Raw genomic sequence first — 13047 nt, 5'->3', positions numbered from 1 at the left:
CCGGTGAAAAGCTTCACAGTGCATTGGTCGTCTGCGCCGCCTGGTAAAGGGCTTGTGCCTCGTTGCCGAAGAACGGGCCCATCATGACGTTCGGCGCGAAGTTGTACTTGAAGCTGTTGACGGAGTTGAGCCAGCCGAGGCCGGTGGACCCGTCGAAGCCCCGGAACCACGGCCCGCCGCTGGAGCCCCCGGTCATCCGGCAGGCGAGTCCCTGGTCCTGGGTCATGACCGTGTCGTTGAAGGAACGCCCGCTGCAGTAGATCAGCGCCGAGCCGTCGAACGGCGCCGCCGCCGGGTAGCCGAAGGCGAACGTCTGCCGTTGCCGGGGCTGGTTGAACGCGACGCCCTGCCCGCCGGCCACGTCCACCAGCGTGCGGCCCTGGAGCGGCGCGACCACGGCGGCGCCGACGTCGAAGTTGATGTCCTCGCGGGCGTTCCACTGCGCGGTGGTCAGCAGCCGGGTGGCCACCCACGTGCCGAGGGGCCGCCGGCCGTTGTCGAACCCCGGGACGAACACCCAGTTGCGGTGGAAGGCGCCGCCCATCTTCACGCAGTGCCCGGCCGTCATGACGACGCTCTTGTTCGCGCTGGTCACGGCCGTTCCGGAGCAGGAGGCGTTGCCGCCGCCGGCGGTGGTGAAGAACACGCGGCCGACGGTGCGCACGACGCCGCCGCCGTCGACCCAGCGCAGGCCGGTGCTGTTGGCGACCACCTCCGCCGGCCGGTGAGCGGCGACGGTCGTGACCCGCAGCGGGGCCCGCTGGGGGAGGGCGGCGGAGGCGCCGCGGGTGGCCCACGGGGTGCCCTGGGTGGGCTGGTCGAAGCCGGTGGCGCGCCGGGGCGTCGGCGTGTCGTACGGCCGCGCCGCCAGCATGCGCTGCGACGTCCAGTACCGCAGGACGGAGGTGCGCTCCGACGACGAGTCCGTGGCCGACCACCGGACCGGCCCGGGCTCGGCCGCGGCACCGAAGCCGGCAGAGGAGCCGGCACCGGTGCCGGAGCCGGGCCGCGACCCGGCCTGGGCGGGCCCGGCCGCGGCCAGGGCCGTCACGGCCGTCGCGGCGAGGGTGACGGCCGACAGCGCGGCGAGCCGGCGGTGCGTGACGGCGGAGAGCGGGGCGAGCGCGCGCCGCGTGACGGCGGAGAGCAGGGCGACTCTGCGGTGCATTACGTACCTCCCGAAACCGGATCTGCCGATGGGAGGTACGTGCGGGATATCGGGTTTTTCTCAAGCTATGCGCAGACGGATATAGCGCGATTACCCCACGAACTCCGCACGGCACTCGGCGTCACAAAAGGCGCGGTTTTCGGGCCGGTCGCGGCCGCGTGCCCGGGCGAGCCGCGGACCGGGGAGAATGGACCCGTGCATGCAGAGACCCTCCGCTCCGTCGTCGTGCTCGGCTCCACGGGCTCGATCGGCACCCAGGCGATCGACGTCATCACCGCCAACCCCGCCGGCTTCCGGGTAGCCGGGCTGGCGGCCGGGGGCGGCCGGGTCGACCTGCTCGCCCGGCAGGCCGCCGAGCTGGGCGCCGAGGTGGTCGCGGTGGCCGACGCCGCGCGCGTGCCGGAGCTGAGGGAGGCGCTGGCCGCCCTCGGCGCCGCGCCCGTGGTGCTCGGCGGCCCGGACGGCGTCGCCGAGGTGGCCGGGTGGCGGTGCGACATCGTGCTCAACGGCATCACCGGCGCGCTCGGCCTGACCTCCACGCTGGTCGCCCTGGAGGCGGGGCGCTCGCTCGCGCTGGCCAACAAGGAGTCGCTGATCATCGGCGGGCCGCTGGTCAAGCGGCTGGCCAAGCCGGGCCAGATCGTCCCCGTCGACTCCGAGCACTCGGCGCTGCAGCAGTGCCTGTGGGCGGCCGGGCCGCACGGTTACGACCCCGACGCGGTCCGGAAGCTGGTGGTCACGGCCAGCGGCGGGCCGTTCCGTGGCCGCACGCGCGCCGAGATGGCCGACGTGACGCCCGAGATGGCGCTGGCCCATCCGACCTGGTCGATGGGGCCGATGATCACCGTCAACTCGGCCACCCTGGTCAACAAGGGGCTGGAGGTCATCGAGGCGCACCTGCTGTTCGACCTCGGGTTCGACCGGATCGACGTCGTGGTCCACCCCCAGTCGATCATCCACTCCATGGTGGAGTACGTCGACGGCTCCACCATCGCCCAGGCCAGCCCGCCCGACATGCGGCTGCCCATCGCGCTCGCCCTCGGCCACCCCGGCCGCCTGGCCGGCGCGGCCTCCCCCGTCGACTGGACCAAGGCCCACACCTGGACCTTCGAGCCGCTCGACGACGAGGCGTTCCCCTCCGTCGCGCTGGCCCGCCACGTCGGTGAGGCCGGCGGCACCGCGCCCGCCGTCTACAACGCCGCCAACGAGGCGTGCCTGGAGGCGTTCCTGGGCGGCCGGCTGCCGTTCCTGGGCATCGTCGACACGGTGGCCCGGGTCGTGGAGGAGCACGAGGTCACCCCGGCCGGCTCCGTGGAGGAGGTGCTGGCCGCCGACGCCTGGGCCCGGGCCCGGGCGTCGGAGCTCGCGGCAGGGCAGTCCCGCTGACTTCCTAGACTGGAATCGTCTTCGACACCTAAGGGTAGAAATGTCTTCTGTAGCACTCGGCATACCGACGGTCCGCCCCAAGCCGCTCGCCGAACGCCGCCACTCCCGCCAGATCCGGGTCGGCGACGTGCTCGTCGGGGGCGACGCGCCCGTCTCCGTGCAGTCGATGACCACCACGGTCACCGCCGACGTCAACTCCACCCTGCAGCAGATCGCCGAGCTGACGGCCGCCGGCTGCCAGATCGTCCGCGTGGCCGTGCCGTCGCAGGACGACGCCGACGCCCTGCCGATCATCGCCCGCAAGTCGAAGATCCCGGTGATCGCCGACATCCACTTCCAGCCCAAGTACGTCTTCGCCGCCATCGAGGCGGGCTGCGCGGCGGTGCGGGTCAACCCGGGCAACATCAAGAAGTTCGACGACAAGGTGGGCGAGATCGCCAAGGCGGCGGCCGACCACGGCGTGCCCATCCGGATCGGCGTCAACGCCGGCTCGCTCGACCCGCGGCTGCTCCAGAAGTACGGCAAGGCCACCCCGGAGGCGCTGGTGGAGTCGGCGCTGTGGGAGTGCTCGTTGTTCGAGGAGCATGGCTTCCGCGACATCAAGATCTCGGTCAAGCACAACGACCCAGTCGTGATGATCAACGCCTACCGGCTGCTGGCGGCCAGGTGCGACTACCCGCTGCACCTGGGCGTCACCGAGGCGGGCCCCGCCTTCCAGGGCACGATCAAGTCGGCCGTCGCGTTCGGCGCGCTGCTGGCCGAGGGCATCGGCGACACGATCCGCGTCTCGCTGTCGGCGCCGCCGGTCGAGGAGGTCAAGGTCGGCAACCAGATCCTGGAGTCGCTCGGGCTGCGCGAGCGCGGCCTGGAGATCGTCTCCTGCCCGTCGTGCGGGCGCGCCCAGGTCGACGTCTACACGCTGGCCGAGCAGGTGCAGGCCGGGCTCGAAGGGCTGAAGGTGCCGCTGCGCGTCGCCGTCATGGGCTGCGTGGTCAACGGCCCCGGAGAGGCGCGCGAGGCCGACCTGGGGGTGGCCTCCGGCAACGGCAAGGGCCAGATCTTCGTCAAGGGCGAGGTCATCAAGACCGTGCCGGAGTCGCAGATCGTCGAGACGCTGATCGAGGAGGCGCTCCGGCTGGCCGAGGAGATGGGTGTGGAGGTCGATCTCGACGACGACGCCACGGGCCCGCAGGTCACCGTCGGCTGACCCGCCGCTGAGCCGCGCGGGCGGGCACCAGGCTCACTCGTCCGGGTCGCTGCCACCTGAGCAGGCATTCGTTACGGTACGCCATCGGCTCGTTACAGCATGGCAAGGGTTCGCCCATGCGGCGCCCCCGTCCGGCCGCGCCCCGGCAGCATCGTCAGCCATGAGACGGGTGAAGCGGTGCGTCCGGGTCGTGGCGGCGGTGGCGACGCTGGCCGGGGGGATGGTGAGCGCCGGCGGCTCCCCGGCGGCGGCCGGCGGGGCGGCAGAGGCGGCGGCCGGCGTGGCGTCAGGTGCCTCGGCCGGCGTGGCGTCAGAGGCGGCCGGCGTGGCGTCACGGGTGGCGGCGGGCGGCGCGTCAGGGGCGGCGGCGGGCGCGAGCGCGCGGTCCGGCATCGCGTGGACGGCCTGTCCGGCGGCCGACCGGACCGACGCCACCCCCGGGCAGGCCACCCCCTCGCGAGCCGCCCGGACCGAGTGCGGCGCCGTCCGCGTCCCCGTCGACTACCGGCTGCCGCTCGGCCAGTCCCTCACGATCGCCGTCAACCGCATCCCGGCCACCGTGCCCCGCGACGGCGGCCGCTACCTCGGCACCATGCTGGTCAACCCCGGCGGCCCGGGCGGCTCCGGGCGCAAGCTGGCCGAGTTCGTCGCCGGCGCCCTGCCCGCCGAGCTGGCCGGCCGCTACGACATCGTCGGGTTCGACCCGCGTGGAGTCGGCGGCAGCAGCCCGGCCATGCACTGCGTCGACCCGCGCACCTACTACGCCCCGCCCCGCCCCGACGCCGTGCCCGCCGACGCGGCCGAGGAGCACGTCCTGCTCGGCCGGGCCCAGGAGTACGCCAACCGGTGCGCCGCCCTGTACCCGTGGCTGCTGCCGCACATGACCACCGCCGACTCCGCCCGCGACATGGACCGCGTCCGCGCCGCGCTCGGCCAGGAGAAGATCAGCTACTTCGGCTACTCGTACGGCACCTACCTCGGCGCCGTCTACGCCACGCTCTTCCCGCAGCGGGTGCGCCGCCTGGTGCTCGACAGCTCGGTCGACCCCGGCGCCGTCTGGTACCAGGCCAACCTCAACCAGGACGTCGCCTTCGACCGCCGGCACCGCGACTTCCTGGCCTGGGTGGCCCGCCACAACGACGTCTACCGCCTCGGCCGTACCGAGGAGCAGACCTCGTTCGCCTGGTACGCGATGCGCGCCCGGCTGCGCGAGCACCCGGCGGGCGGCGTGGTGGGCCCGAGCGAGCTGGACGACCTCTTCAGCGCCGGCGGCTACACCGACCGGCTCTGGCCCCAGCTCGCCTCCCTCTGGTCCCGGTACGTGCGCCAGGGCGACGTGAACGGCCTGCTCGACGGCTACGACCGGCTCGCCGGCCACGGCACCGAGGACGAGAACGGCTACGCCGTCTACCTGAGCGTCCAGTGCACCGACGCGCCGTGGCCCCGCGACTGGGCCGCCTGGCACGCCGACATGGCCCCGCTGCACCGCAGCGCCCCGTTCATGACCTGGCCGAACGCCTGGTACAACGCCCCCTGCGCGTTCTGGCCGCAGCCCGGCGGCAAGCCCGTGGACGTCCGCGGGCGCACCGATCTGCCGCCCATCCTCATGGTCCAGTCGCGGGGTGACGCCGCGACCCCGTACCAGGGGGCGCTCAACCTGCTGCGCCGGCTCCCCACGGCGCGGATGGTCGTCGAGGGCGGCGGCAACCACGGCATCTCGCTGAGCGGCAACACGTGCGTCGACCGGCACCTGGTCACCTACCTGAGCGAGGGGAAGGCGCCGCGGCGCACGGCCGTCTGCCCGGCCGTGCCGGAGCCCCGCGCGGTGGACCGGATGGCCGCCCGGCGGCTCCACGGACAGGAATCCCTCACCCAGGCCCTGTCGGGATGAGCCAATCGGTGGGGCTTCGCGTAGTCTGACCATGTGATGCTGCGTACCTCGGCGTCGCGCGTGCTCGATGACAGCGACCGGGACGAGGCTCTGGCCTTGCTCGACAGCGACCCGGTCGCGAACGTCTTCGTCGCCTCCCGCGTGCGGACCGTCGGCCTCAACCAGGCCCGGCTGGGCGGGCAGATGTGGGGGTTCGGGCCGCGTGGCGGGCTCGTCTCGCTGTGCTATGCCGGCGCCAACCTGGTCCCGGTCAACGCCGGCCCGGAGGCCGTGCACGCTTTCGCCGACCGCGCGCGCAAGCAGGGACGGCGCTGCTCGTCCATCGTGGGCCCGGCCGACGCCGTCTCGCTGCTGTGGGAGCGGCTGGAGCCGCACTGGGGCCGGGCGCGGGCCATCCGGTGGGCGCAGCCGGTCATGGCCATCTCCCAGAAGTCGCCGGTGCCCCCCGACCCGCTGGTGCGCCGGGTGCGGCCGGAGGAGTTCGACATCGTCCTGCCGGCCTGCGTGGCGATGTTCACCGAGGAGGTCGGCGTGTCGCCCAACCTGGGCGACGGCGGCGCGCTCTACCGCACCCGGGTCTCGGAGCTGATCCGCATCGGCCGCTCGTACGCGCGCATCGAGGACGGGCGCGTGGTGTTCAAGGCGGAGATCGGCGCGGTGACGCCGTTCGCCTGCCAGGTGCAGGGCGTGTGGGTGGACCCCGAGCTGCGCGGCCAGGGCTTCGCCGTCGCCGGTATGGCCGCGGTCGTCGAGGCGGCGCTGTCGTGCTTCGCGCCGGTCGTCAGCCTGTACGTCAACGACTTCAACACCCCGGCGCGGGCCGTCTACCGCAAGGTCGGCTTCCACGAGGTGGACACGTTCATGTCCGTGCTGTTCTAGTGCTGTTCCGGATGCTCTGCTAGAGCCGCACCAGCTTGTCGAACAGGCGGGCCAGCTCGGTGCCGGGGTCGGCGGTGAGCCCCGCGTGGACCGGGCCGGCCTGCACGATCGTGCTGCGCGGCGCCGTGAGCCAGCGGAACCGGCCGCCCAGTGACTCGCCGGTCAGCGGCCCCGCCTCCTCGCCGCAGGCCAGCTCGTACGCGCCGAGCGCCCGCCGGACGGCGTCGATGTCGGCGTCGGGGTCGAGGGCGCGCAGCCGGACGGTGTCGAGGTGGACCCGCGCGCACAGGTAGCCGCGCGGCTGGCAGTACAGGAGCACGCCCGCGTTGATCAGCTCGCCGCGCTCGACCCGGGGCACGACCCGGATCACCGCGTACTCGTAGACGTCCCTCACCAGGGCCTCCGTAGCGCTCATCGGCCGTCTCCCCGCCAGAACGCGCCGACCGACCCCGGACCGGGCCGCCGGGCGGGCGGCGGCGGCTCGTGGGTGAGCCACGCGCGGGGTCCGTGCGCGCGGCTCAGCAGGTGCTCGACGTAGGCGTCGCGGACGTCCTGCGCGGAGGCGAAGCCGGGCTCGCCGTCGAGCCACTCGTCGGGCACCAGCGCCGTGACCGCGCGCAGCAGTTCGGGCGTGATGCGCGCGGCCAGCTCGGCCCCGGCCGCCTCGACGGCCGTGGCGAACGGGGCCAGCACGTGGTCGCCCGCGTCGAAGGGGCGCTGCGGGTCGGCGGTGCGCCAGTTGTGGTGGAACCACAGCGCCGCGCCGTGGTCGATCAGCCAGATGTCGCCGTGCCAGAGCAGCAGGTTGGGGTTGCGCCAGCTCCGGTCGATGTTGTGGATCAGCCCGTCGAACCAGACGACCCGGGAGGCGAACGCGGGGTCGGGCGTCCAGGCGAGCGGGTCGAAGCCGAGCGCCCCGGGCAGGAAGTCGATCGCCAGGTTGCGGCCGGAGCTGGCCTTGAGCAGGTCCTGGACCTCCTCGTCCGGTTCGCGGGCGCCGAGCTGCGGGTCGAGGTCGATGAGCTTGAGATCGGGCGTGCGCAGGCCGAGCCGCCGGGCCAGCTCCGCGCAGATGATCTCGGCGACGAGGACCCGCCGGCCCTGGCCGGCCTCGCGGAACTTCACCACGTACGTGCCGAGGTCGTCGGCCTCGACGACCCCCGGCAGCGATCCGCCCTCCCGCAGCGGCGTCACGTAACGCGTGGCCGCGATGGATTCCAGCACGGCACGAGGGTATCGGACCGCTGGTCCCGTACCGATCTCCGCGTGCCCTACCGATCTTCCCGGCGTTCCGGACGGTCGGGCGCGAGCGCGTCCGGCGCGTCTGGCACGAACGCGTCCTACGCGTCCGGGGCGGGCGAGTTCTGCGCGTCCGGCGCGGCGGCGTCGGTGCCGGCGGCGGCGGCCGTGCGGCGTGCGCGCAGCGCGCGGACCCGTCCCCGGCTCGCGCACGCCGGGGACGGGCACCACCGCCGGCGCCCGGGCGGGTCGACGAAGACGCCCCGGCAGTCCTGCTCCGGGCAGCTTCTCAGGGCGAACCGGTCGGCGCCGGTCATCTGGTCCACCGCCTGACGGGCGATGCGGGCGAGGGCGTCGGCGGTGCTCCGCGGTGGTTCGCGGCGCAGCCGGCCGTCCGCGCTCAGCCGGATCGGATCGTCGTGGCCGGCCAGGAAGGCGGCCAGCTCCGCCACGGCGGACGCGGGCGGCGGCAGGTGGTCGACGGTGGCCAGCGCGAGCGGGCGCAGCGTCTCCCGCAGGGCCCGCGCCAGGCGCAGGTCGTCGTCGTCGGGCGGGCGGGCCGGGGTGAGCTCGCAGCGTTCGAGCCACTCGGCGAGCCTGCCGGGCGTGGCGAGCCGTTCGACCGGGTGCGCGCCGAACGTGCGCCCCTGGGTCGCGAGCAGGTTCAGCCAGATGGCGCCGCAGTCGAAGCGGAAGGCGAGCGGGTCCTCCTTGACCATGACTCAAGTGTAACGCTTCAAGCGTTACGAAGCGTGCTACGGTGACGTAACGCTTGAAGCGTTACAACCCCGAAGTGAGGAGAGACCATGACGACGAGCCGAGCGCTGTCGGAGCAGTTGACACCCGCGCGACTGGACCGCGACGAGGGATACCGGCTGCTGGACCTGCTCCAGGACGAGCAGACCCAGCAGGCGGCGCTGCCCGGCCTCGAACACCTCGCCCCCGGCTTCGCCGACTGGATCGTCACCGCCCTGTTCGGCGGCACCTACCTGCGCGAGGGGCTGTCCCCGCGGGACCGGCAACTGGTCAACCTGGCGGCGCTGACCGCGCTGGGCGCCGTGGAGCCGCAACTGGCCGGCCACGTCAGGACCTCCCTGCGGGTCGGCATGACGCGCCAGGAGATCGTGGAGGTCTTCGTCCACCTGGCGCCCTACGTCGGCGTGCCCAGGGCGCTGGCCGGGCTGCGCGTCGCGGCGGCGGCGCTCGACACCGAGCGGGACCTCGACGCCAAGCGGGACCTCGACGCCGAGCGGGAGGAGGCGTGACGGGGGCGGCGGTCCGGACCGTCCTCGGGGACGTCGCCCCGGAGGACCTCGGCGTCTGCGACGCCCACGACCACCTGTTCATCCGCTCCGCGGCGCTGCCGGGCCAGGAACTCGACGACGCCGGGGCCGCGCTGTCCGAGCTGCGGGCCTTCGCCGCGCTCGGCGGGCGCGCGGTCGTGCAGTGGACGCCGTGGGGCATGGGGCGGCGCACCGAGGAGCTGCCGGACCTGTCCCGGCGCACGGGCGTGCACCTCGTCGCGGCCACCGGGCTGCACCAGGCGAAGCACTACGACGAGCGCGTGCTGGAGCGGGTGTACGGCGGGCTGTCCGGGCTGTTCGTCCGCGAGCTGACCGGCGGCCCGGTGCGCGCCGGGATGATCAAGGTCGCCGGGGCGTACCACCGCCTCGACGACCACGCCCGCCACGTCCTGGCCGCCGCGGCCGAGGCGCACCACGCCACCGACGCCCCCATCGGCGTCCACCTGGAGGGCGGCACCGCGGCCCTCGACGTGCTGCATCTGCTGTGCGACACGCACGGCGTCCCCGCGCGGCGGGTGATCCTCGGGCACCTGCACCGCTTCCCCGACGCGAGGATCCACCGGCAGGCCGCCGAGGCCGGCTGCTTCCTGGCGTTCGACGGCCCGTCCCGGACGCACCACGGCACCGACTGGCGCCTGCTGGACAGCCTCGCCGCCCTGGCCGAAGCCGGCCATGCCCAGCAGCTCCTGCTCGGCGGTGACACGGTCACGCCCGCGGCCAGGTCCGGCGCGGACGGCCCGGGCATGCCGTTCCTGCTCGGCGGCCTGCGCCCGCGGATCGAGCGCGAACTGGGCCCCGACGTCGCGTCCGCGATCTTCATCGGCAACCCGGCCCGGGCCTTCGCCGCCCACTGGCGGCGGCCATGACGGGGCCATGACAGGGCCATGACGGGGCCGTGACGTGGCATGGCCCGGCTCACATCTTGGCGATGACCTCCTCGGCGAAGCGCTCCATCGTGGCGATCTTGAGTTCCAGGGTGTCCTCGCCGTACCGGGCCTTCTCCTCGGGCGTGGCGAGCCACCACGGCGCGGCCATCGTCCCCGTGACGCCCTTGGCGGCGAAGCGGCGGTAGGTCGCGGCGTCCGGCATGACGGCCAGGGGCGCGACGATCTCGAAGCCGTCGTCGTCCCGGCCGTGCTCGCGCAGCGACGCCCGCAGGGCGGCCAGGACGCTCTCGAACTGCTCCTCGGTGTAGACGCGGTTGCCGATCCAGCCGTCGCCGAGCCGGGCGGCGCGGCGCAGCGCGGCCTCGCTGTCCCCGCCGACGATCACGGGGACGGGCCGGTCCGGCACGGGCGCGATCGACAGCTCGGGCAGGCCGTCCACCGTCACGGTCCGGCCGGTCCACAGCTCGCGCAGCACCGGGATCATCGCGTCGAGCCGGCGGCCCCGCGTGTGGAAGTCCTGCCCGGTGGCCAGGAACTCCTCCTTGCACCAGCCGACGCCCACCCCGAAGCTCACCCGGCCGCCGGACAGCACCGCCGCCGTCGAGACCTGCTTGGCCACGGTGAACAGGTCGCGGGCCGGGGCGATGTAGACGTTCGGCGCGAAGCGTAGCGTGCTCGTCACGGCGGCCATCGCGCCGATCGTCACCCACACGTCCGGCCAGTGCGTCCGCGCGTCCCAGCGCGGCCGGCCCGAGCGCGAGTAGGGGTAGGGCGAGGCGAAGTCGGCGTAGAACAGGTGGTCCGACAGCGTCAGCGTGTCGAAGCCGCACCGCTCGGCCGCCCGCGCCAGCTCCAAATAGTGGCCGGTGTCGGTGAACGAGGCCCCCAGCCAGAACCTCACTGGAACTCCGGGATGACCTTGGTGGCGAACAGCTCCAGGTTGCGCTTGACCGTGTCGAGCGGCAGCACGCCCTGCTGGCCCTGCATGTACAGGCCGAACCACTCCAGGTCCGGCATCCGGTCGAGCATCCGCTGGATGCCGCGCTTGACGTCGTCGGGGGTGCCGAACAGCGCCATCTCGACGTCGTTCATCCGCTTGGCGTCGCCCTTCTCCGGCGAGATGGGCTTGTGCTTCTCGTCCTCCTTCTTGCGCAGCACCTCCAGGTAGCCGAACGGGCCGAAGAAGGCGGCGAAGTCCTTGGGGATGCTGCGGCCGAAGGTGTTGATGGCCTCCTCGGTCGTGTCGGCGATGCCCACGATCTTGAGGATGCCGGTGTGCTCGCCCAGCTTGTAGTCGCGGCCCTGCCGGGCCGACTCCTCCTGGTAGAGCTTGGCCTTGGCGGCGTGGTCGTCGGGGTTGGGGGTGAACATCCACGGCAGGATGTCCTCCTGCGCGGCCCTGATGACCGAGCGGTCGGAGATGGTGAACGGCTGCCACAGCTCCGGGTAGGGGTTCTGGTACGGCCGCGGGCAGACCGAGACGGCCTGCACCCTGCCCTCGTCGTCGAGCTCGCCGGGCGCGCCGAAGGTCCGGGTCCACTCCTGGGCGGGCCAGCCCTCGATCCCCTCGTACGGGTAGGGCACCTCGTACTCCAGCACGTCCGACTTGTAGCGGAGGGTCTCCTGCGTCCACGCCATCTTCATGATCTTCAGGACCTCGCCGAAGACGTCGAAGTTGCGCGTGTCGGAGGCCGAGCCGTCGGAGCGCGCGGCCGCCGCGTGCCAGCGCTGCCCGAGCACGTTCATCCACCGGTTCTGGTAGCCGCGCGCCACGCCCAGCCGCAGCCGGCCCTTGGAGAACTGGTCGAGCAGGGCCACGTCCTCGGCCGCCCTGATCGGGTCCCAGGCGGGCAGCACCATGCCGAGCGGCGCGAGCAGGATCCGCTCGGTCCTGGCCGCCAGGTCGGTGAGGAACATGAGGGGGTTGACCGAGAACTCCATGCCCTCCGAGTGGAAGTGGTGCTCGGTCATCATCAGCGCGTCGAAACCGATCCGGTCGGCGTGGACCGCGATCTCCCGCACCTCGTGCAGCAGCCGCTGATACGACTCCGTGTCGCGCCCGATGGGGCGCTTGGCCTTGGCGTTCTCCTCAGCCGCGTATCCGGAGCCTGGAATCTGCGGATTCAGGAAGATGGAAAACTTCACCGGGAGACCTCTTTCCACGGGGCGTTTCTCTGAGCGGCAAGCTACTCTAGAAATCTTAGCCGAGCAATCGCTTGGTTGACCTAGAGGAGGCTGGCGCATGCGGCTCGGGGTCACGATGTTCACCACCGACCGGGCCATGCCGGTCCACGAGCTCGCCAGGGCGGCCGAGGAGCGCGGCTTCGCCTCCCTCTACGTGCCCGAGCACACCCACATCCCGGTCTCCCGCCGCACGCCGCCGCCCAACGGGGAGGCCGAGCTGCCGGAGCCGTACCGGCGCACCCTCGACCCGCTCGTCGCGCTGGCCTACGCCGCCGCCGTCACCGAGCGGCTGCGCGTCGGCACCGGCATCCTGCTCGCCGCCCAGCGCGACCCGCTCGTCACCGCCAAGGCCGTCGCCACCCTCGACCACCTGTCGGGCGGGCGCGTCGTGCTCGGCGTCGGCTTCGGCTGGAACGTCGAGGAGATGGCCGACCACGGCGTCCCGTACGGGGCGCGGCGCGAGATGGCCCGCGAGCACGTGCTGGCCATGCGGGCGCTGTGGCGCGACGAGGTGGCCTCCTACGACGGCCGGTTCGCGCGTTTCGCGCCCTCCTGGTCCTGGCCCAAACCGGCCTCCGGCCCACCCGTCTACATCGGCGGCGCGGCGGGGCCGAAGATGTTCGCCCACGTCGCCGAGTACGCCGACGGGTGGATGCCCATCGGCGGCAAGGGGATCAAGGCCGCCCTGCCGGCGCTGCGCGAGGCGTGCGAGAAGGCCGGGCGGCCGATGGCCCGGGTGATCCCGTTCGGCACGCTGCCGACCCGCGAGAAGCTCGGCTACTACGCGGAGCTCGGGATCGAGGAGACGGTGGCGAGCCTGCCGAGCGGACCGGCCGACGAGGTGCTGCCCGTCCTCGACGAGTACGCCCGGCTCATCCCCGGCTGACAGCGGGGCTTACCCC

The 13047-nt window shown here is 73.3% G+C and carries 13 protein-coding genes; 7 read left to right on the top strand and 6 right to left on the bottom strand.

Features of this window, described 5'->3' with window-relative positions; genetic code table 11:
* Nucleotides 1-13: 13 nt before the first annotated feature.
* The gene (locus HD595_RS06135; RefSeq protein WP_253766433.1) at nt 14-1168 is read right to left on the bottom strand and encodes a trypsin-like serine peptidase; all 1155 of its coding nucleotides are present in this window, start codon (nt 1166-1168) and stop codon (nt 14-16) included.
* A 195-nt stretch (nt 1169-1363) separates the two neighbouring features.
* Here HD595_RS06135 and dxr point away from each other — a divergent pair, with 195 nt between their 5' ends.
* From dxr to HD595_RS06115, 4 genes are all read left to right on the top strand, one after another.
* Nucleotides 1364-2554 carry a 1-deoxy-D-xylulose-5-phosphate reductoisomerase gene (dxr, locus tag HD595_RS06130; protein ID WP_253766431.1) on the top strand — a complete coding sequence of 397 codons (1191 nt, stop codon included), beginning with the start codon at nt 1364-1366 and terminating at the stop codon, nt 2552-2554.
* Nucleotides 2555-2594: 40 nt separating this feature from the next.
* Nucleotides 2595-3761: a flavodoxin-dependent (E)-4-hydroxy-3-methylbut-2-enyl-diphosphate synthase gene (gene ispG, locus HD595_RS06125; RefSeq protein ID WP_253766429.1), complete on the top strand. Its 1167-nt coding sequence runs from the start codon at nt 2595-2597 to the stop codon at nt 3759-3761.
* Between the two features lie 160 nt (nt 3762-3921).
* Nucleotides 3922-5652, top strand: coding sequence for an alpha/beta hydrolase (locus HD595_RS06120; RefSeq protein WP_253766427.1), 1731 nt, complete (start codon nt 3922-3924; stop codon nt 5650-5652).
* 36 nt (nt 5653-5688) lie between these two features.
* A complete protein-coding gene (locus HD595_RS06115) occupies nt 5689-6531 on the top strand; it encodes a GNAT family N-acetyltransferase (protein WP_253781078.1) in 843 nt (280 codons plus the stop codon).
* A 19-nt stretch (nt 6532-6550) separates the two neighbouring features.
* Here the strand turns inward: HD595_RS06115 and HD595_RS06110 are convergent, their stop codons facing one another.
* The 3 genes from HD595_RS06110 to HD595_RS06100 form a co-directional block, all read right to left on the bottom strand.
* On the bottom strand, nt 6551-6946 hold the full coding sequence (locus HD595_RS06110) for a DUF3037 domain-containing protein (protein WP_253766425.1): 396 nt from the start codon (nt 6944-6946) through the stop codon (nt 6551-6553).
* Complete coding sequence (locus tag HD595_RS06105; protein ID WP_253766424.1) at nt 6943-7755, bottom strand: HipA family kinase; 813 nt, start codon at nt 7753-7755, stop codon at nt 6943-6945. Before HD595_RS06105 ends, HD595_RS06110 begins: the two co-directional genes overlap by 4 nt.
* 116 nt (nt 7756-7871) lie before the next feature.
* Complete coding sequence (locus tag HD595_RS06100) at nt 7872-8489, bottom strand: CGNR zinc finger domain-containing protein (RefSeq protein WP_253766422.1); 618 nt, start codon at nt 8487-8489, stop codon at nt 7872-7874.
* An 87-nt stretch (nt 8490-8576) separates the two neighbouring features.
* On the opposite strand from HD595_RS06100, the gene HD595_RS06095 reads away from it, so the two are divergent.
* Both HD595_RS06095 and HD595_RS06090 read left to right on the top strand, forming a co-directional pair.
* A complete protein-coding gene (locus HD595_RS06095) occupies nt 8577-9035 on the top strand; it encodes a carboxymuconolactone decarboxylase family protein (protein ID WP_253766420.1) in 459 nt (152 codons plus the stop codon).
* Complete coding sequence (locus tag HD595_RS06090; RefSeq protein ID WP_253766418.1) at nt 9032-9940, top strand: phosphotriesterase family protein; 909 nt, start codon at nt 9032-9034, stop codon at nt 9938-9940. Before HD595_RS06095 ends, HD595_RS06090 begins: the two co-directional genes overlap by 4 nt.
* 49 nt (nt 9941-9989) lie before the next feature.
* Here the strand turns inward: HD595_RS06090 and HD595_RS06085 are convergent, their stop codons facing one another.
* Both HD595_RS06085 and HD595_RS06080 read right to left on the bottom strand, forming a co-directional pair.
* Complete coding sequence (locus tag HD595_RS06085) at nt 9990-10862, bottom strand: TIGR03619 family F420-dependent LLM class oxidoreductase (RefSeq protein ID WP_253766416.1); 873 nt, start codon at nt 10860-10862, stop codon at nt 9990-9992.
* A complete protein-coding gene (locus tag HD595_RS06080) occupies nt 10859-12106 on the bottom strand; it encodes an LLM class flavin-dependent oxidoreductase (RefSeq protein ID WP_253766414.1) in 1248 nt (415 codons plus the stop codon). Before HD595_RS06080 ends, HD595_RS06085 begins: the two co-directional genes overlap by 4 nt.
* A gap of 97 nt (nt 12107-12203) precedes the next feature.
* On the opposite strand from HD595_RS06080, the gene HD595_RS06075 reads away from it, so the two are divergent.
* Nucleotides 12204-13031, top strand: coding sequence for an LLM class F420-dependent oxidoreductase (locus tag HD595_RS06075; protein ID WP_253766412.1), 828 nt, complete (start codon nt 12204-12206; stop codon nt 13029-13031).
* Nucleotides 13032-13047 lie beyond the last annotated feature (16 nt).

It is taken from the genome of Nonomuraea roseoviolacea subsp. carminata (genome assembly GCF_024172185.1).
GTDB lineage: Bacteria > Actinomycetota > Actinomycetes > Streptosporangiales > Streptosporangiaceae > Nonomuraea > Nonomuraea roseoviolacea.
Note: the sequence above shows the minus strand (reverse complement) of the source record. Positions and strands in the feature narration are given on the sequence as shown.